Here is a 17,573-nt window from a genome sequence, read left to right as displayed (position 1 = left end):
GCTCAGAACATCGAGTAGAGCTGCGCGAGCGGCAGCTCCTCGGCCGGGGCGGGGACGACTCGTTCGCCGTCGACGTCGATGGCGAAGGTCTCCGGGTCGATGTCGATCCGCGGCAGCGCCGAGTTGTTGACCATCGACGTCTTGGTCACCTCCCTGGTCGGGAGTACGGCGGCCAGCCGGCGTCGTAGCCCGAGCCGGTCCGCGAGCCCGTCGGCCAGCGCTGCCGGAGCCACGAAGCTCACTCCGTAGGGACTCCCGTCGTCGACGAGCGTGGGCCGCATCAGGACGGGCTGCGGGGTCGGGATCGAGGCGTTCGGATCGCCGAGCGCGCCCCACACGAGCGCGCCCGACTTCATCACCACGTCCGGCCTGATCCCGAAGAAGCGCGGGTCCCACAGCACGAGGTCGGCGAGCTTCCCGGGTTCGATCGAGCCGACCTCGTGGTCGATGCCGTGGGCGATCGCCGGGTTGATCGTGTACTTCGCGACGTACCGCTTGGCCCGGATGTTGTCGGCTGCCCCGCCGCCGAGGTCGGCGTGGTTGCCGAACTGGCGCTTCATGACGTGGGCGACCTGCCAGGTCCGGCAGATCACCTCCCCGATGCGGCCCATGGCCTGCGCGTCGGAGGAGGTGATCGACAGCGCGCCGATGTCGTGCAGGAGGTCCTCGGCAGCAATCGTGGTGGCCCGGATCCGCGACTCGGCGAAGGCGAGGTCCTCGGGCACCTGCGGATTCAAGTGGTGGCAGACCATCAGCATGTCGAGGTGCTCGGCGACGGTGTTGACGGTGTGCGGCAGCGTCGGGTTCGTGGATCCGGGGATGATGTGGGGGAGCGAGGCCACCGTGAGGATGTCCGGGGCATGGCCGCCTCCGGCGCCTTCCGCGTGGAACGCGTGGATGCCACGCCCGGCGATCGCCCCGACGGTGGACTCGACATAGCCCGCCTCGTTGAGGCTGTCCGAGTGCAGCGCCACCTGCAGGCCGAACTCGTCGGCCGCCCGGAGCGAGGCGTCGATGGCCGCCGGCGTCGAACCCCAGTCCTCGTGCACCTTGTAGCCGGCTGCGCCGCCCAACGCCTGCTCGGCCAGTCCTGCCGCGCTGACCGTGTTGCCCTTGCCGAAGAGCAGGACGTTGATGGGCACCGTGTCGAGGGCTCGGTGGACGGCGGCGAGGTGCCAGGCGCCGGGTGTCACGGTCGTGGCCTTGGAACCCTCGGATGGCCCGGTGCCACCGCCGGCAACGGTGGTGATGCCGGTGGCCAGTGCCTCGACCAGCTGAGAGCGCGACAGGAGGTGCACGTGGACGTCGATGGCTCCCGCCGTCAGGATCCGCCCCTCGCCGGCGATCACGTCCGTGCCCGGGCCGATCACGAGGTCCGGGTGCACCCCGTCGGCGATGTCCGGATTGCCGGACCGACCCAGCGCGACGATCCGGCCGGCCCGGATGCCGACGTCCGCCTTGACGATGCCCCAGTGGTCGAGCACGAGGGCGTTGGTGATGACGGTGTCGAGCGCACCCTCGGCGGACGACCGGATGGACTGGGCCATCGACTCACGGATCGACTTGCCGCCACCGAACACGGCTTCCTCACCCCCGACGACGTGGTCGCGTTCGACCTCGATCCAGAGGTCGGTGTCGCCCAGGCGGACCTGGTCACCGACGGTCGGACCGTAGAGCGCTGCGTACGACGCCCGGCTGATCTCAACCATCGAGGGATCCACCTTCGGGCTTGATCTGGATGCCCGGCACGAGCCGGAGCCCGCCCAGCGCGACGATCGCGACCTCCTGGGAGGCTCCCGGCTCGAAGCGCCGCGACGTGCCCGAGGCGATGTCGAGCCGGAAGCCGAGTGCTGCCGTCCGATCGAACGACAGCGCACTGTTCACGTCCGGCAGGTGCACGTGCGACCCGATCTGGATCGGGCGGTCGCCGGTGTTGGTGAACACGACGACCGACCGCTGGTCCGGCGCGCGGTAGCCGTTGAGCACCACGGTCCCGGCGCCGGTCCGGGTGGCGCCGGGTCCTTCGGTCACGATCCCCACGGCAGTCTCCTCACGCGATCGGGTGGTGCAGGGTGACGAGCTTGCGCCCGTCCGGGAAGGTGGCCTCGACCTGGACGTCGCGAATCATCTCGGCGACGCCGGTCATGACCTGGTCGCGGGCCAGCACCTCGCGTCCGCGTTCCATCAGGTCCGCGACCCGGGCCCCGGCGCGGGCCTCCTCGATCACCCAGCACGAGAGCAGGGCCACCGACTCGGGGTAGTTGAGACGGACACCGCGGGACAACCGGTCGCGGGCAACCATCCCGGCAACGCTGAGCAGGAGCTTCTCCGTGTCGGCCGGAGTCAGATGCATCTCTCAGACCGCCATCGCCGCACGGACGGCTTCCAGGGCACCCGCGCCACCGGTGCCGTTGGACGTGATCCGACCCGACTCGAGGACGTAGTAGGACCCCGTGCTCCGCAGCGCGAAGCCGACGTGCTGCTCGACCAGGAGCACTGACAGGTCCCCCCGGGTCGTCAACGCAGCGATCACCGCCTCGATCTCGGCGACCACGTTGGGCTGGATCCCCTCGGTCGGTTCGTCGAGGATCAGCAGCCGCGGCTTGGTGAGCAGGGTCCGGGCGATCGCCAGCTGCTGGCGCTGGCCGCCGGACAACAGACCCGCACGCCGGGAGAGCAGCTCGACGAGGGCCGGGAAGGTGCCCAGGACCCCGTCGATCTCGACTCGGTCGGTGCTGACCAGCTGCAGGTTCTCCAGGGTCGTCATCTGCGGGAAGCACAGCTGACCCTGCGGCACGTAGCCCACACCGCGTCGTACCCGCTTGTTCGGACGCAGCCTCGTCACGTCCTCACCGTCGAGCAGCACCTGGCCGCTCATCACCGGCAGCAGACCGACGGCCACCCTCAGGAGAGTGGTCTTGCCCGCACCGTTGTGGCCCATGATGGCCACGGCGCCCCCTTCGGGCACCTCGATCGACACGTTCTCCAGCACTCTGGTCCGGCCGTAGCCGGCCGTGACGTCACGCAGCTCAAGCACGGTTGGCCTCTGCTTCCACGGTGCGGCCCAGGTAGACCTCCTGGACCCTGGCGTTGGCCTGGATCTCGGCCACGCTGCCCTCGGCGAGGACCTTGCCTGCGTGCATCACCGTGACCAGCTGGGCGTAGTTGCGCACGAAGTCCATGTCGTGCTCGATGACGACGATGGTGCGCTCGGTACCGATCCTGAGGAGAAGCTCGCCGGTGGCGTCCCGCTCCTCGGCACTCATGCCTGCGACGGGCTCGTCGAGCAGCATCACCCGGGCGTCCTGGACCAGCAGCATGCCGATCTCGAGCCACTGCTTCTGGCCGTGGGCGAGAACGCCCGCCGGCTTGTCGCGCAGCGCAGTCAGGCCGATCGTCTCGAGTGCCTCCTCGACGTACGACGGCGTGCCGCGCCGCGCGCGCAACATGCCCCATGCCGAGCGGTGGATGCCGCCCGCGATGTCGAGGTTCTGCAGCACCGAGAGCCCCTCGAAGACCGACGCCGTCTGGAACGTGCGTCCGATGCCTGCTCGCACGATCCGGTGCGACTTCATCCGCAACAGGTCCTGGTGGCGGTACCGGGCAAGACCGGTGCCCGCGACGAGGCCGGTCACCGCGTCGACCAGCGTGGTCTTGCCGGCGCCGTTCGGGCCGATCAGGAAGTGCAGCTGTCCCTGGATGAGGGTCAGGTCGACGCCGTCGATGGCCTTGAAGCCGTCGAAGTCGACCGTAAGTCCGCGGATCTCCAGATAGTCGTCGTTCATGAGACCGCCTCGCTCCTTCGGAACCGGGTGGTGACCTGCGACCAGGCGTTGCCGAGGCCCGCGGGGAAGCACAGGATCACGATGATGAACAGCAGGCCGAGGCCGTAGGTCCACTGGTCGGGGAAGGACTCCGACAGCGTGGTCTGGCCGAAACCGACGGCGATCGCGCCGAGCGCTGGCCCCAGGAGCAGTGCCCTGCCACCCAGAGCGACGCCCGCGATCAGGAAGATCGAGGCCGTGGCGTCCACGTCGGACGGCGAGATGATGCCGGTGATCGGGGTGAACAGTGCCCCGCCGATGCTCGCCATCACGGCAGCCACCACGAACGCCGCGAGCTTGATGTTCGCCGGGTCGTGGCCGAGGAACCGCACCCGCTCCTCGGCGTCGCGGGTCGCGACCAACAGCTCGCCGAACCTGCTGCGGTACAGCTGCCACACGACCACGAGGCACACGACCAGCACCGCCGCGGCGATCGAGTAGATCATCTTCTTGTTCACCGGGTCGTACAGGTTGTAGCCGAAGAACAGGGTGAACTGGTTGAGCCCGTTGAAGCCCCCGGTCTGCTGGATGGTGGCGATCAGCAAGGTGGCGAAGGCCACCGCCAGGGCCTGGGTGAGGATCGCGAAGTAGGCGCCCTTCACCCGCCGCTTGAAGATGGCGAACCCGAGGATCGCGGCCACGACGGCAGGGACGACCACGATCGCGAACAGCGTGAACGGTCCGCTGCGGAAGGGCTCCCACCAACCCGGCATCGTCCCGTCGCCGTACAGCACCATGAAGTCCGGTACGGCGTCCGGCCCGCCCGTCGCCATGGAGGCCTCGAGCTTCAGGTGCATCGCCATCGCGTAGCCACCGAGCCCGAAGAAGACGCCCTGGCCCATCACGAGCATGCCGCCACGACCCCACGCCAGCCCGATGCCGACACCGGCGATCGCCCAGCAGACGTACTTGCCGAGGTTGTTGAGCCGGAACGGGCTGAGCACGGCGGGCGCGACGACCAGGAGGGCGATGGCGACCAGCGCGATGGCCAGCAGCGGACCCCACGTCCGCCCCCACTTCTGCACGTTCTTCATGCCAGCCCCCTCGTCCGCACGGTGAACAGGCCCTGGGGCTTGAGCTGGAGGAAGATCACGACCAGCGCGAAGGTGAACACCTGCGCCATGCTCGAGCTGAACCAGTCGGTGAAGAACGCCGTGACGATGCCGACGGCGAAGGCGGCGATCACGGTGCCCTTGAGCTGTCCCAGGCCTCCGGCGACGACGACGAGGAACGCCGAGATGATGTACGTCGTCCCGAGGTTCGGGTTCGTACCGGAGATCAGCGAGACCGCGACCCCGCCCACTCCTGCGAGGCCGGATCCGACGAAGAACGTGACCCGGTCGATCGTGCGGGTCGAGACCCCCATCGTCTCTGCGAGGTCGCGGTTCTGGACCGTGGCGCGGATCTGCCGGCCGTAGGCGGTGTACTTCAGCAGGAGACCGAGCCCGACAAGTGCCGCGACGGCCAGCAGGATCGTGAACATCTGCCGGTACGGCCAGTGGTACCCGAAGACGTCGATGAAGCCGTCGAGCCAGCCCGGCGTCTGCACGGGGTCGCCCTGGGCGCCGAAGACGTCCTTGGCCAGCTGCTGGAGCAGCAGGCTCACGCCGACGGTGACCAGCAGCGTGTCGAGCGGTCGGCGGTACATCCAGGAGATGATCGCGACCTCGAGCAGGAGGCCGAGGCTGCCGGCCACCAGGAAGGCGGCCGGAAGCGCCACGAGGATCGAGACATCGGTGTTGGTGACGACCTGCTGCGTGAGATAGGTCGTGTAGGCCCCGGCCATGAGGAACTCGCCGTGCGCCATGTTGATGACGCCCATCTGGCCGAACGTGAGGGCGAGGCCGAGAGCGGCGATGAGGAGGAGCGCGCCGGTCGCTGTGCCGGCGAGCAGGGGAGTGGTGAACGCGTCCAAGACGAGGTCTCCTGGCTGGGGGGAGAGCCCCGGGGCGCCGTACCGCGTAGGCACGACACCCCGGGTGGTGAGGGATGAGCTGGTCGGGCTGAGCCCCTCAGGTCACTTCTTGCTCGGGTCCCACCAGGCGTAGCCCTTGAGGAACGGGTCGGGCTCGATCGGCGTCTCCGACGACCAGACCACGTCGAACTGGTTGTCGGAGTTGATCTGGCCGATCAGTCCGGTCTTGGCGATGTGGTGGTTCTCCCCGTCGATCGTGACGGTGCCTTCAGGGGCGTCGAACGACACTCCGTCAGCAGCGTCGTTGATCTTGTCCACGTCGAAGGACTCGGCCTTCTCAACCAGGTTCTTGTAGAGGTACAGCGAGGTGTACGCCGCCTCCATCGGGTCCGAGGTCGGGCGGTCCTTGCCGTACTTGTCCTGGAACGCCTTGATGAAGGTGTCGTTGACCGGCGACTTCACCGACTGGAAGTAGTTCCACGCGGCGTACTGGCCGGTGACGTCCTTGCCCATCGCCGGCGCCTCCTCCTCGGCGATCGAGACCGAGATGATCGGCGTCTCAGCAGCCGTCAGTCCCTGCTCGTAGTAGGCCTTGATGAAGCCCACGTTGGAGGATCCGTTGATCGTGTTGAACACGAAGTCGGGCTTGGCGGCCACGATCTTGGCCACCTGGGTGGTCCAGTCGTCGTCATCGAGCGGGACGTACTCCTCGCCGACGATCTTGATCCCGAGCTCCGCGGCGTACTGCTTGATGATCTTGTTCGCCGTACGCGGGAACACGTAGTCCGAGCCCGCCAGGAACAGCGTCTTCACGCCCTTGGTCTTGAGGAAGTCCATGGCCGGGATGATCTGCTGGTTGGTCGTGGCGCCGGTGTAGTAGATGTTCTTCGACGCCTCCAGGCCCTCGTACTGGACCGGGTAGAACAACAGGCCGTTGTTGGCCTCGACCACCGGGAGCATCGCCTTGCGCGAGGCCGAGGTCCAGCCGCCGAAGACGGCGGCGACACAGTCACCCGTCAGCAGCTTCTCGATCTTCTCGGCGAAGATGGCGGGATCGCTCGCGCCGTCCTCCTCGACGAACTTGATCTCCTTGCCGAGGATGCCGCCGTCGGCGTTGATCTCCTCGGCGGCCATCGAGAGCGAGTCGCGAACGGTCTGCTCGCTGATCGCCATCGCGCCGGAGGTGGAGTTGAGGAACCCGAGCTCGATGGAGTCACCGGAGGTGTCGACGCAGCTCTCGACTGCGCTCTTCTCTCCGGACTTGGTGCCACCACAGGCGCTCAGGCTGAGCGCTGCGGTGAGCGCGAGGACGGTGCCTGTCGCAAGGCGGGTGCGGGAATGCAACACGTGGGTGAACCCTCTCGGTCATCGGCCTGCAGTCTCGGGCTGCGGGCTCGGAGCCATGGGGCACGGCATCGTGCCCCGGTGCGATGAACCTAGGAAGGGCTGATTTCGAACTACTACCAAATGGAATGAAATCGGTGTTACGAAGTGCTCCCGGAAAGAACATTCGTGAGTCGGGTGACCGGAGACGCAAGCGACCACCGCTCCGCGAGCTCCACCAGCGCGTCGGGATCGACGGGCGTACGGGGGAGGGCCAGCGCGTCGCCGCGGGGGAGATCGATGTCGCGAGCAACGGCGACGACCTTCGGCGCCACGTCGAGGTACGACGCCGCTTCCCGGATCTTCAGCCGCGGCCCCGGGCCCAGGTCGCTGCCCGGGTCCTCGACTGCCGCCCGGACACCCGCGATGTCGTCGTACTTCTGCAACAGGGAGGCCGCCGTCTTGTCGCCCACGCCCTTCACGCCGGGGAGGCCGTCGGAGGCGTCCCCGCGCAGGGTGGCGAAGTCGGCGTACTGGTCGGCGCGCACGCCGTACTTCTCGAGCACCCAGGCCTCGTCGACGCGCTCGTGCCGCCCGACGCCCTTGCCGATGTACAGGATCCGGACACCAGCCGCGTCGTCGACGAGCTGGAACAGGTCGCGGTCGCCGGTCACTGCGTCAACGGGCATGCCGGCGCCGGTGGCCAGCGTGCCGATGACGTCGTCGGCCTCGTAGCCCGGCGCACCGATCACCGCGATACCGAAGGCCGCGAGCACCTCGCGGATGATCGGCACCTGCACCTCCAGCGGGTCGGGCACCTCCTCGACATCGGGGGCGCCCGCGACCTCGACGACGACCCGGTGCGCCTTGTAGGTCGGGATCAGGTCGACCCGCCACTGCGGACGCCAGTCGTCGTCCCAGCAGCAGACCAGGTGCGTCGGTTCGTACTGCTCGACAAGGCTCGAGATGTAGCCCAGCAGGCCACGGACGGCATTCACGTTGGTCCCGTCGGGCGCCAGGATCTCGGGCGCACCGAAGTACGCGCGGAAGTACATGCTGGCGGTGTCGAGGAGCATCAGTCGATCGGTCATCGCGGGCAAGCCTAGGGCCGTGACGACGTGCGGGACGAGGTGTGGGACGAGATGTGGCCGGTTCGGCGGCGGATCTGCCCTAGTCTGGGCCCGTGAGCCAGAGCATCAATCCAGCGGTCGAGGTCATCGATCGGCAGATCCTGGAGCTCCTGGCCAAGGACGGGCGGATGTCCTACACCGATCTCGGGCGGACCACGGGCCTCTCCACCTCGGCCGTGCACCAGCGCGTCAAGCGCCTCGAACAGCGCGGTCTGATCCTCGGCTACGGCGCGACGGTCAACTACGCCGAGATCGGCCTGCCCCTCACGGCGTTCATCGCGATCCGCCCGATCGACCCCTCCCAGCCCGACGACTGCCCCGAGCGCCTCGTCGGCATGCCGGAGATCGAGTCGTGCTGGTCGGTTGCCGGCGAGGAGTCCTACATCCTCAAGGTGCGGACCACGTCGCCCGCTCAGATGGAGGGTCTCCTCGGTCGGATCCGGACCGTGGCGAACGTCTCGACGCACACCACGATCGTGCTCTCGACCTACTACGAGAACCGTCCCGTTTCCGGCTGACATCCCGCTGACAGGTCGTCGCCGCGCACCGCTCTCGGCGTGCCGTCTGCGACACGCCGGTGCTTCCGATGTTTTCTCGAGTTTTTTCCGGGGGATTGAGCCCGCCCTGACCTGCGAGAACACGTATCAGTGCAGGTCAGCGGGCGGTTGACAGGCGCGGCGCGGCTGACCAGAGTACGGATTCGTTCGCTCGTGCAGGTCGTGGCAGGCGGACCGACGTCCGAGTGGCCGCGCGTCGGGGGAGTAGCACCAACTCCGTCCGACATCGGTTCGCGGAGGTCGGTTCGCTCCTCGAGAGCGAACCGGAAGGGTCCGGGCCTCCCTAGACAACGTCGCGCACGTCGGCCGCCAGTCGAAAGTCGCGATGGCCCGACGGTGACCCGGCCCCTTCCGTACCTGATTGCCCGAGCGTGTCTCCGGCGACGCTGCGGGCGAGCAAGCTCGCCGGAGTACGCCTCTCGCCACGCTGCCGGGCGTACCTGATTGCCCGAGCGTGTCTCCGGCGACGCTGCGGGCGAGCAAGCTCGCCGGAGTACGCCTCTCGCCACGCTGCCGGGCGTCCTGACAGCCCGCTCCGGGCTGCTCGGACATGCCGACTAGGCTCACCGGGTGCTGCAGCGCTCCTTCTTCGCGGTGTTCGGCGGGGTCCTGCTGGCCGCGTCGTTCGAGCCCATCGCGCTCGCCTGGCTGCTGCCCTTCGCCGTGGCCGGCTTCTCCGTCGTGACGAGGGACGTCACCGTGCGCCGTTCCGGCGTGCTCGGCCTGCTGTTCGGTGTCGGCTTCATGTTCAGCCACCTCGCGTGGATGCGCACCTCCGTCGGTCCCGACGCCTGGTTGGTGCTGTCCGCGTTCGAGGCCCTGTTCTACGGGCTCCTCGGCCTCGGCGTGCCGGTCCTGCGCCGCCTCCCGGCGAGTCCGCTGTGGCTCGCGGCAGCGTGGACGACGATGGAGACCTTCCGCGGGGGCTGGCCCTTCAGCGGCCTTCCGTGGGGACGGTTGGCCTTCGCGGCGATCGACACCCCCGCTGCTCCTGTGGTCGCGTACGTCGGCATGACCGGACTGACCTTCCTGCTCGCGCTGAGCGGCTTCCTGCTGGCCCATCTCGTCGAGCCCGGGGCAGGACAGCGCCGCGTGCGTGCCAGCGCTCTGGTCGGCGTCCTCGCACTCCTGGTCACCCCTGCTGTCCTGTCGTACGACGTCAGCCGGACCGGCACCACGACGGTGGCCGTGGTCCAGGGCAATGTCCCCGGCCCGGGCAACGACATCCTGTTCGACCCGCGAGGAGTCACCGAGAACCACGTCGACGCCACCCTGCAGCTGGCGGCCGATGTCGCTGACGGGTCACAGCCTGCACCTGACTTCGTGCTCTGGCCGGAGAACTCCACGGCTGTCGACCCGTTCCTCGACGCGCCCGTCAACCGGGGGATCCATGACGCCGTGACGACCATCGGGGTGCCGGTGATCGTCGGCGGGATCGTCGACGACGGGGAGGAGCACATCCTCAACCAGGGCATCGTGTGGGACCCGGTGAGCGGCCCGGGCGATCGGTACACCAAGCAGCACCCGGTTCCCTACGGCGAGTACATCCCGCTGCGCCGCTACTGGGACCCGAAGTTCGGTCAGCTCGCCCTGGTCTCGCGGGACATGAAGAGCGGGACCCGGACCGAACCCCTGCACGTCGCAGGCGTCGAGCTCGCCGACGCGATCTGCTTCGACGTCGCGTACGACGACGTGCTGCCGGAACAGGTCCGTGACGGCGCCGAGCTGCTGACGGTCCAGACGAGCAACGCCAGCTTCATCTTCACCAACCAGATCGAGCAGCAGTTCGCGATCACCCGGTTGCGGGCCATCGAGGCCGGACGCTGGCTCGCCGTCGCCTCGACGAACGGGCGCAGCGGCGTGATCGCACCCGACGGCGCAGTCGTCGCCTCCGCGGAGCCGCGCACCACGACCGTCCTCGTCCAGGAGGTCGGTCTGGGCACCGACCTGACCCCCGCGATGCGCCTGGGGCCGTGGCCGTCCCGGTTGTTCACCGTGATGACCCTTGCTGCTCTCGTGGCTGGCGTCTTCGCGTACCGTCGTAGGCAAGAGTCGGCCGGGTCCACGGAGGAGGAAACCGTTGCCTGATCACATCCCAGACCTGGGCCGCACCGTCATGGTCGTACCGACGTTCAACGAGGCAGAGAACCTCGCCTGGATCGTCGGACGAGTTCGTCAGGCGCAGCCGGGCGTCGACGTCCTGGTCGTCGACGACGGGTCACCCGACGGCACCGGCCGGATCGCGGACGAGCTGTCTGCTGACGACCCGCAGGTCCACGTCCTGCACCGCACCGCCAAGGGCGGGCTGGGCGCGGCGTACCTCGCCGGCTTCGGCTGGGCCATCACCCAGGGCTACGACGTCATCGGCGAGATGGACGCCGACGGGTCGCACCAACCCGAGCAGCTCCACCGCCTGCTCGACGCGCTGCACGACGCCGACCTGGTCATCGGGTCTCGCTGGATCCCCGGCGGCTCCGTCGTCAACTGGCCGTGGCAGCGCGAGGCGCTGTCGCGCGGAGGGAACCTCTACGTCCGGGTCCTGCTCGGCATCTCCGTGCGCGACGCGACGGCGGGCTACCGCCTCTTCCGGCGCGCCACCCTGGAGAAGATCCGCCTCCAGGAGGTCAGGTCGACCGGCTACGTCTTCCAGACCGACATGGTGACCCGCACCCTGCGCGGCGGGATGACCGTGCGCGAGGTTCCGATCGAGTTCGTCGAGCGTGTGCGCGGCGAGTCGAAGATGAGTGGCCAGGTCGCGATCGAGTCCCTCAAGCGGATCACCGCCTGGGGCTTCCGGGAGCGCTGGCACAACCTCAAGGCCCGGCTGCGTCGATGAGGTGCCCGTGAGGTGGTCATGGTGAGGCGACGCGGACGTCGGGCAGCGTTGCTGCTGTTCCTGGCGTTCGTCGTGATGCCGATCCTGGAGATCTTCGTCCTCATCCAGGTCGGTCAGGCGATCGGCCCCTGGTGGACGATCCTGCTGCTGGTGCTCGACAGCATCATCGGGGCCTGGCTCATCAAGCGGGAGGGCCGGCGCGCCTGGCAGGCGCTCCAGGCGAGGCTGCAGACCGGTCAGATGCCGGCCCGCGAGCTCGCCGACGGCGTCCTGGTGGTCCTGGGCGGCGTGTTCATGCTGAGCCCGGGGTTCGTCACCGACATCCTCGGCATCGTGCTCATCCTGCCAATCACCCGACCGGTGTTCCGCGGCCTGCTGACGTCGTACGCCGTGAACCGGGTGGTGACACGAACAAGCCCCGGATCACCGCCGCAGGGCGACGTGGTCCGGGGCGAGGTCATCGATCCCGAATAGGGCCCGATGGCACGTCCGTCAGGCCTTGGCGGCCTTCCGCTTGCGGGCGTTGGCCCGGTGCAGGTGCGCCGGACCGATCTCGCCGCCGCGCAGCAGTTCGAGCCGCTCGGTCAGGATCTCCTCGAGCTCCTTCTCCGAACGCCGCTCCAGCAGCATGTCCCAGTGCGTGCGCTGGGGCTTCTCGACCTTCACCTCACGCTCGATGCCTGAGGTGCTCTCGCCCTCGGCGCCACAGCGCGGGCACTCCCACACCGCGGGCACGTCGGCCTCGATCGACATGGTGATCTCGAACTCGTGTCCCTGCGTGCAGCGGTAACCGACTTGCTGGCGAGCCGCAAACTCGATTCCGCGCTCGTCCTCGAACGACTGGCCCCCCAGTCGGGCGCCGCGCAATGTCCGCTCAGCCATGAGAACTCCACCTCCCGTGTTTCGTCTCTGATCTGTCAACGCTACCCGCCGGTAAAAAGTTCCAACCCTCTCGCGGGCCGACGGTGTCCGCCGTCACGTCAGATCACGGGCGGTGGGGTGTTGCCAGCCTCTCGGATGCCTCGCTCGGTGTCCACCCGCAGGAGCAACAGACCGCCGATCAGGAAGAACGCGATCAGCGCGAAGATCGCCGGGCGGTACGAGCCGGAGAACTGGTGGACGAGGCCGAAGGTCAGCGTCCCGAGCCACGACGTACCCCGGTCCATGGCGTGGTAGAGGCTGAAGTACTCCGCCTCCCTGCCCCTGGGGATGAACAGCGAGAAGTACGACCGGGCGAGCGCCTGGGTGCCGCCGAGGACGACACCGATCGCGACGGCGAGCACCAGGAAGGGCACGAGGGTCTTCTCCGGGACGAAGACAGCCGCGGTGACGATGAGCATCCACACGACGAGTCCGACCAGGATGACGTTCTTGGCACCACGCTTGCGGGCCATCCGGCCGAAGCCGATCGCGCCGAACACCGCCACGAACTGCACGACCAGGTAGATGCCGAGCACCACACCCGGGTCGAAACCCAGCTCCTTCTCCCCGTAGATCGCCGCCGACGAGATGACCGTCTGGATGCCGTCGTTGAAGAACAGGAAGGCCAGCAGGAAGGTCAGCGTGACGGGGTAGTTCCGCAGGTCCTTCAGCGTCGCCCACAGCTGTCCGAAGGACCGCGCGAAGACGCCGCCCTCGACGTGCTCGACCGCCACGGGCGGATGGTTGCTGATCCCGCGCCAGGGGATGATCGTCCAGGCCGCCCACCATGCGGCGCCCGACAGCATGCACAGCCGGACCGCCGTCCCCTTGTCCAGTCCGAGGGTGTCGTGGAAGTTGACCACCGCGAAGTTGGCCGCGAGCAGGAGTCCGCCCCCGGCGTAGCCGTAGGCCCACCCGATCGACGAGACGCGGTCTCGTTCGGACTCGTCCGAGATCGTCGGCAGGATCGCATCGTTGATCACCAGCGACGCTCCGAAGGCCAGGTTGGCGACCAGGAACACGACGCTGCCGAACAACCAGTGGTCGTCGACCAGGAAGAACAACAGGCCTGCAGTGGCCGCACCCGACCACGCGAAGCCGGCCAGGAGGGCCGGCTTGCGGGCCGTCCGGTCGGCAAGAGCTCCGATCAACGGGTACAGCAGCGCGCCGAGCAGCGTCGAGAGCGTGATGACGTACAACGGAAGCGATCCGGGGGCGATCGCCAGTCCGAGTACGTCGAGACTCTCCCGGCACTTGCGGTCCTCGTCGCCGACGAACCCACAGGCCGCCTCGTCGGCGATCGAGATGAGGTACGGCGCGAACAGCACGCCGGCGATCGTGGTGGCGAAGGCCGAGTTGGCCCAGTCGTAGAAGAACCAGGCGCGCTGTTCCTTCGCGCGGTTCAGTGGCGCCAGATCGGCGATGCTCATGTGGTTGTCCCTCCCCGGACGTTCAGTCGGGCGCGGACAGCCATTGGCCGCGCCCCTGGAGCACATCCTTGAGCACGTCGGTGCGGTCCGTGAAGAGGCCGTCGACTCCGCGGTCCAGGAGGTCGTTCATCTCCGCCCGATCATCGATCGTCCACACGTGCACCTGGTGCCCCGCAGCATGGGCCCGACGCACGAACCCGGGCGTCACCACTACGAAGCGCCGTCGCCGGTGCGGCACCTGGAAGGCAGCGAACTCACCACCAGCGAGGCGATGGGCGATCGCGGCACTGGGGGAGAAGCGGAACGCGACGATCTGCCACAGGCCTGCAGCGGTCGGCACCCGCCCGTCGGTCAACCTGCGGAATCGGCTGGTGCGCCGCCGCGAGAAGGATCCGACCAGCACCCGGTCCCAGAGGTCGCGCTCGCGGACCAGCGCAGCGAGCGGCTCGACGGCACCGTCCGCCTTGATGTCGATGTTGAACCGTGCGGTGGGGAAGGCGTCGAGCAGGTCGACGAGGGTCGGCACCTGCTCACGCCCGCCGATCCGTGCTTCGCGGATCTTGGTCAGGGAGAGCTCGCAGACCGCGCCCGTCCGGTCCGTGACCCGCTCCAGGACGTCGTCGTGGAACGCGAGCAGCACCCCGTCGGCGGTCAGGTGGACGTCGGTCTCGAGGTACTCGTAACCCAGGGCAGCAGCGTGCCGGAACGCTGCCATCGTGTTCTCGAGGCCCTCGATCTCGGGGTGGTAGGCCCCGCCCCGGTGGGCGAAGGCCAGCACCCGACCCGGCTGCAGGTAGGTCTCGACAGGCTCGACCATCGGGGCCTCAGATGTCTCGGAAGGTCTCGATGTCCGCGCCGAGTGAGCTCAACCGCTCCGCGAGGTCCTCGTAGCCACGGTGGATGACGTAGGTGCCGCGCAGGACCGACGTGCCCTTGCTCGCGAGCATGGCCAGCAGCACCACCACCGCGGGACGCAGGGCGGGCGGGCAGATCAGCTCGGCGCCGGTCCAGGAGGTCGGTCCCTCGATCTGAACGCGGTGGGGGTCCAGGAGCGTCACCCGGCCACCGAGCTTGTTGAGCTCGGTGAGGTAGATCGCGCGGTTGTCGTAGACCCAGTCGTGCAGATAGGTCTGGCCCTCGGCCACGGCACCGATCACCGCGAAGAAGGGCAGGTTGTCGATGTTGAGGCCCGGGAACGGCATCGGGTGGATCTTGTCGCGCGGTGCGACCAGGTCCGAGGGATGCGTGGTGATGTCGACCAGCCGGGTGCGACCGTTGGCCGCGAGGTACTCCTCGGTCAGGGTGTAGCGGAACCCCATCTCCTCGAGCACGGCCAGCTCGATCTCGAGGAACTCGATCGGTGCGCGTTCGATGGTGATCTCCGAGCGGGTGACGATCGCCGCGGCGAGCAGCGACATCGCCTCGATCGGGTCCTCGCTGGGGGAGTAGTCGACGTCGACGTCGATGGACTCGCAACCCGTCACGGTCAGGGTCGTCGTACCGATGCCGTCGACCTGGACCCCGAGGGCCTGCAGGAAGAAGCAGAGGTCCTGGACCATGTAGTTGGACGATGCGTTGCGGATGACGGTGGTGCCGGGGTGGAGCGCGGCTGCCATCAACGCGTTCTCGGTGACCGTGTCGCCTCGTTCGGTGAGCACGATCGGGCGCGTCGGGACGATCGCGCGGTTGATCTGGGCGTGGTACCAGCCGTCGGTGGCCTTGACCTCGAGGCCGAAGGGCCGCAGCGCCGACATGTGCGGTTCCACCGTGCGGGTGCCGAGGTTGCAGCCACCGGCGTACGGCAGGTCGAAGTCGTCGGAACGGTGCATCAGCGGGCCGAGGAACATGATGACCGACCGGGTGCGGCGGGCCGCCTCCTCATCGATCTTGGTGAGGTCGAGGTCCTTGGGCGGGATGATCTCGAGGTCGTTCTCCGCGTTGATCCAGCGGGTCTGCACGCCGAGGCTGTCGAGCACCTCGAGCAGCCGGTTGACCTCCTCGATCCGGGCGACCTTGCGCAACGTGGTCCGGCCACGGTTGAGCAGGGAGGCGCAGAGCAGCGCCACACCGGCGTTCTTGGACGTCTTCACGTCGATGCTGCCGACGAGGGTCGTGGGTCCCTTGACCCGCAGGTGCGTGGGCCCGGCACCGACCGCGACGATCTCGGAGTCGACGGCACTGCCGATCCGGGCCAGCATCTCGAGGGAGAGGTTCTGGTGGCCCTTCTCGATGCGGTTGATCGCACTCTGGCTGGTCCCGAGCCGGTCGGCGAGCTGGGCCTGGGTCAGGCCGCGGTGCTTGCGTGCGTCACGGATCAGGTTGCCGATGCGACCCTTGTAGTCGTCGCCGGAGTCCTCGGAAGTCATACGAACGACGGTAACTCATATATGAGATAACCGGTACCCGCGACGCACGGTCGCACCTCACTGGTTCGGGAGCCATGACAGGATCACGCCATGCGTGCGACGACGATTCACGGTAGCGGGGACATCAGGGTCGAAGAAGTTCCGGACCCGGTCCTGAGGAAGCCCACCGACGCGATCATCAAGGTCACCGCCGGCTGCATCTGCGGCTCGGACCTGTGGCCCTACCGCGGCGAGAACCCGATCCGGCCCGGCTCGACCATCGGCCACGAGTGCATCGGCGTCGTCGAGGAGGTCGGCAGCGAGGTCGCCTCCTTCAAGGCGGGGGACTTCGTGGTCGTCCCGTTCTGCCACTGTGACAACACCTGCGCGCACTGTGTCGCGGGCGTGCAGTCAGCCTGCGTGAACCTCGGCATGACCTCCAGCGGGCAGGCGGAGTACGCCCGGGTGGTCCAGGCTGACGGCAGCCTGGTCTCGACCAACGGAGTGCCGGACGCCGACCTGGTCGCCTCGATCCTCGCGCTCAGTGACGTGATGCCGACCGGATGGCACGCCGCGGTGGCTGCGGGGGTCAAGGCGGGCGACACGGTCGTCGTCGTGGGTGACGGCGCGGTGGGACTGTGCGGGGTGCTCGCTGCGTCCGTCCTCGGCGCCGAGAAGATCATCGCGATGTCGCGCCACGAGCCTCGGCAGGCGATCGCTCGCGCGTTCGGCGCGACCCACGTCGTCGCGGCCCGCGGCAAGGAGGGCGTGGCCGAGGTGCTGGAGATCTCCGGAGGCATCGGGGTGGATGCGGCCCTGGAGTGCGTCGGCACCAACGACGCGATGTCCACCGCGATCAACGTGACCCGGCCCGGCGGCGGTGTCGGCTTCGTCGGCGTCCCGCACGGTGTCGACCTCCCCGTGGGCACCCTGTTCGCCAAGAACGTCGGTGTTCGGGGCGGCATCGCCCCGGTCCGCAAGTACCTGCCCCACCTCCTCGACCTCGTCGTCGAGCGGACGATCGACCCCGGCCAGGTCTTCGACCTGACGCTGCCGCTGGACCAGTCACCCGACGGCTACCGGGCGATGGACGAGCGTCGCGCGGTGAAGGTGCTGCTGCAGCCGTAGACCGGGATGCGGTTCTTCAGGGGCGCTGCTGGGCCTTGCGGCCGGACTTGCCGGCGAAGAAGACCACGCCGAAGAGCACGGCGATGAACGCGATGACTGCAAGGACGGACGCGAGAAGGATCACCAGTGCCAGGCCGCTCATGGGCACAGCGTGGCATGACCTG

Annotated in this window: 19 protein-coding genes; 5 read left to right on the top strand and 14 right to left on the bottom strand. The window is 68.3% G+C overall.

The genetic code is table 11. The annotated features are described in order from the left end of the window. Positions 1 to 2: 2 nt before the first annotated feature. The 9 genes from ASD84_RS23795 to ASD84_RS23755 all read right to left on the bottom strand — a co-directional run bounded on the left by ASD84_RS23795 (position 3) and on the right by ASD84_RS23755 (position 8,153). The gene (locus tag ASD84_RS23795) at positions 3 to 1,709 is read right to left on the bottom strand and encodes an urease subunit alpha (protein ID WP_056716692.1); all 1,707 of its coding nucleotides are present in this window, start codon (positions 1,707 to 1,709) and stop codon (positions 3 to 5) included. Next, positions 1,702 to 2,034: an urease subunit beta gene (gene ureB / locus ASD84_RS23790; protein WP_056716911.1), complete on the bottom strand. Its 333-nt coding sequence runs from the start codon at positions 2,032 to 2,034 to the stop codon at positions 1,702 to 1,704. The genes ASD84_RS23795 and ureB overlap by 8 nt, the downstream gene beginning before the upstream one ends. A 16-nt stretch (positions 2,035 to 2,050) precedes the next feature. Next, on the bottom strand, positions 2,051 to 2,353 hold the full coding sequence (locus ASD84_RS23785; protein ID WP_056716689.1) for an urease subunit gamma: 303 nt from the start codon (positions 2,351 to 2,353) through the stop codon (positions 2,051 to 2,053). A 3-nt stretch (positions 2,354 to 2,356) separates the two neighbouring features. Further along, a complete protein-coding gene (locus ASD84_RS23780) occupies positions 2,357 to 3,037 on the bottom strand; it encodes an ATP-binding cassette domain-containing protein (RefSeq protein WP_056716688.1) in 681 nt (226 codons plus the stop codon). Then, on the bottom strand, positions 3,030 to 3,785 hold the full coding sequence (gene urtD / locus ASD84_RS23775; RefSeq protein WP_056716686.1) for an urea ABC transporter ATP-binding protein UrtD: 756 nt from the start codon (positions 3,783 to 3,785) through the stop codon (positions 3,030 to 3,032). The genes ASD84_RS23780 and urtD overlap by 8 nt, the downstream gene beginning before the upstream one ends. Next, positions 3,782 to 4,858 carry an urea ABC transporter permease subunit UrtC gene (gene urtC, locus ASD84_RS23770; RefSeq protein WP_056716684.1) on the bottom strand — a complete coding sequence of 359 codons (1,077 nt, stop codon included), beginning with the start codon at positions 4,856 to 4,858 and terminating at the stop codon, positions 3,782 to 3,784. Before urtC ends, urtD begins: the two co-directional genes overlap by 4 nt. Then, positions 4,855 to 5,739, bottom strand: coding sequence for an urea ABC transporter permease subunit UrtB (gene urtB / locus ASD84_RS23765; protein WP_056716682.1), 885 nt, complete (start codon positions 5,737 to 5,739; stop codon positions 4,855 to 4,857). The genes urtC and urtB overlap by 4 nt, the downstream gene beginning before the upstream one ends. Before the next feature lie 102 nt (positions 5,740 to 5,841). Next, on the bottom strand, positions 5,842 to 7,086 hold the full coding sequence (gene urtA, locus ASD84_RS23760; protein ID WP_156392276.1) for an urea ABC transporter substrate-binding protein: 1,245 nt from the start codon (positions 7,084 to 7,086) through the stop codon (positions 5,842 to 5,844). Positions 7,087 to 7,223: 137 nt separating this feature from the next. Continuing rightward, positions 7,224 to 8,153, bottom strand: coding sequence for a 5'-3' exonuclease (locus tag ASD84_RS23755; RefSeq protein WP_056716680.1), 930 nt, complete (start codon positions 8,151 to 8,153; stop codon positions 7,224 to 7,226). Positions 8,154 to 8,245: 92 nt separating this feature from the next. Here ASD84_RS23755 and ASD84_RS23750 point away from each other — a divergent pair, with 92 nt between their 5' ends. The 4 genes from ASD84_RS23750 (at position 8,246) to ASD84_RS23735 (ending at position 12,059) form a co-directional block, all read left to right on the top strand. Then, positions 8,246 to 8,710 (top strand): Lrp/AsnC family transcriptional regulator, encoded by a 465-nt coding sequence (locus ASD84_RS23750; RefSeq protein WP_082574222.1) that lies wholly within the window; start codon positions 8,246 to 8,248, stop codon positions 8,708 to 8,710. Between the two features lie 609 nt (positions 8,711 to 9,319). Next, the gene (gene lnt / locus ASD84_RS23745) at positions 9,320 to 10,837 is read left to right on the top strand and encodes an apolipoprotein N-acyltransferase (protein ID WP_056716679.1); all 1,518 of its coding nucleotides are present in this window, start codon (positions 9,320 to 9,322) and stop codon (positions 10,835 to 10,837) included. Beyond that, positions 10,830 to 11,585 (top strand): polyprenol monophosphomannose synthase, encoded by a 756-nt coding sequence (locus ASD84_RS23740; RefSeq protein WP_321164049.1) that lies wholly within the window; start codon positions 10,830 to 10,832, stop codon positions 11,583 to 11,585. Before lnt ends, ASD84_RS23740 begins: the two co-directional genes overlap by 8 nt. A gap of 18 nt (positions 11,586 to 11,603) precedes the next feature. Continuing rightward, a complete protein-coding gene (locus tag ASD84_RS23735; RefSeq protein WP_056716903.1) occupies positions 11,604 to 12,059 on the top strand; it encodes an FxsA family protein in 456 nt (151 codons plus the stop codon). Positions 12,060 to 12,077: 18 nt separating this feature from the next. Here ASD84_RS23735 and ASD84_RS23730 read toward each other — a convergent pair whose 3' ends face one another. The 4 genes from ASD84_RS23730 to ASD84_RS23715 all read right to left on the bottom strand — a co-directional run bounded on the left by ASD84_RS23730 (position 12,078) and on the right by ASD84_RS23715 (position 16,302). Continuing rightward, a complete protein-coding gene (locus tag ASD84_RS23730) occupies positions 12,078 to 12,467 on the bottom strand; it encodes an RNA polymerase-binding protein RbpA (protein ID WP_056716677.1) in 390 nt (129 codons plus the stop codon). A 98-nt stretch (positions 12,468 to 12,565) separates the two neighbouring features. Beyond that, positions 12,566 to 13,936 (bottom strand): MFS transporter, encoded by a 1,371-nt coding sequence (locus tag ASD84_RS23725; RefSeq protein WP_056716675.1) that lies wholly within the window; start codon positions 13,934 to 13,936, stop codon positions 12,566 to 12,568. Positions 13,937 to 13,958: 22 nt separating this feature from the next. Further along, positions 13,959 to 14,753, bottom strand: coding sequence for a glycerophosphodiester phosphodiesterase family protein (locus ASD84_RS23720; protein WP_056716673.1), 795 nt, complete (start codon positions 14,751 to 14,753; stop codon positions 13,959 to 13,961). A 7-nt stretch (positions 14,754 to 14,760) separates the two neighbouring features. Next, positions 14,761 to 16,302, bottom strand: a complete 1,542-nt coding sequence (locus ASD84_RS23715) for a UDP-N-acetylglucosamine 1-carboxyvinyltransferase (protein ID WP_056716671.1) — start codon at positions 16,300 to 16,302, stop codon at positions 14,761 to 14,763. Positions 16,303 to 16,392: 90 nt separating this feature from the next. On the opposite strand from ASD84_RS23715, the gene ASD84_RS23710 reads away from it, so the two are divergent. After that, on the top strand, positions 16,393 to 17,409 hold the full coding sequence (locus tag ASD84_RS23710) for a zinc-binding dehydrogenase (RefSeq protein ID WP_056716669.1): 1,017 nt from the start codon (positions 16,393 to 16,395) through the stop codon (positions 17,407 to 17,409). 16 nt (positions 17,410 to 17,425) lie between these two features. Here the strand turns inward: ASD84_RS23710 and ASD84_RS26075 are convergent, their stop codons facing one another. Beyond that, the gene (locus tag ASD84_RS26075) at positions 17,426 to 17,551 is read right to left on the bottom strand and encodes a hypothetical protein (protein WP_268788490.1); all 126 of its coding nucleotides are present in this window, start codon (positions 17,549 to 17,551) and stop codon (positions 17,426 to 17,428) included. Positions 17,552 to 17,573 lie beyond the last annotated feature (22 nt).

This window comes from Nocardioides sp. Root682 (assembly GCF_001427795.1).
Lineage (GTDB): Bacteria > Actinomycetota > Actinomycetes > Propionibacteriales > Nocardioidaceae > Nocardioides.
Note: the sequence above shows the minus strand (reverse complement) of the source record. Positions and strands in the feature narration are given on the sequence as shown.

Coding starts and splice junctions, on each gene's coding strand:
- ASD84_RS23730 (WP_056716677.1), bottom strand. CDS start 12,467: ATGGCTGAGCGGACATTGCGCGGCGCCCGACTGGGGGGCCAGTCGTTC.
- ASD84_RS23725 (WP_056716675.1), bottom strand. CDS start 13,936: ATGAGCATCGCCGATCTGGCGCCACTGAACCGCGCGAAGGAACAGCGC.
- ASD84_RS23710 (WP_056716669.1), top strand. CDS start 16,393: ATGCGTGCGACGACGATTCACGGTAGCGGGGACATCAGGGTCGAAGAA.
- ASD84_RS23755 (WP_056716680.1), bottom strand. CDS start 8,153: ATGACCGATCGACTGATGCTCCTCGACACCGCCAGCATGTACTTCCGC.
- urtC (WP_056716684.1), bottom strand. CDS start 4,858: ATGAAGAACGTGCAGAAGTGGGGGCGGACGTGGGGTCCGCTGCTGGCC.
- ASD84_RS23795 (WP_056716692.1), bottom strand. CDS start 1,709: ATGGTTGAGATCAGCCGGGCGTCGTACGCAGCGCTCTACGGTCCGACC.
- ASD84_RS23785 (WP_056716689.1), bottom strand. CDS start 2,353: ATGCATCTGACTCCGGCCGACACGGAGAAGCTCCTGCTCAGCGTTGCC.
- ASD84_RS26075 (WP_268788490.1), bottom strand. CDS start 17,551: ATGAGCGGCCTGGCACTGGTGATCCTTCTCGCGTCCGTCCTTGCAGTC.
- ASD84_RS23715 (WP_056716671.1), bottom strand. CDS start 16,302: ATGACTTCCGAGGACTCCGGCGACGACTACAAGGGTCGCATCGGCAAC.
- ASD84_RS23720 (WP_056716673.1), bottom strand. CDS start 14,753: ATGGTCGAGCCTGTCGAGACCTACCTGCAGCCGGGTCGGGTGCTGGCC.
- urtD (WP_056716686.1), bottom strand. CDS start 3,785: ATGAACGACGACTATCTGGAGATCCGCGGACTTACGGTCGACTTCGAC.
- ASD84_RS23735 (WP_056716903.1), top strand. CDS start 11,604: ATGGTGAGGCGACGCGGACGTCGGGCAGCGTTGCTGCTGTTCCTGGCG.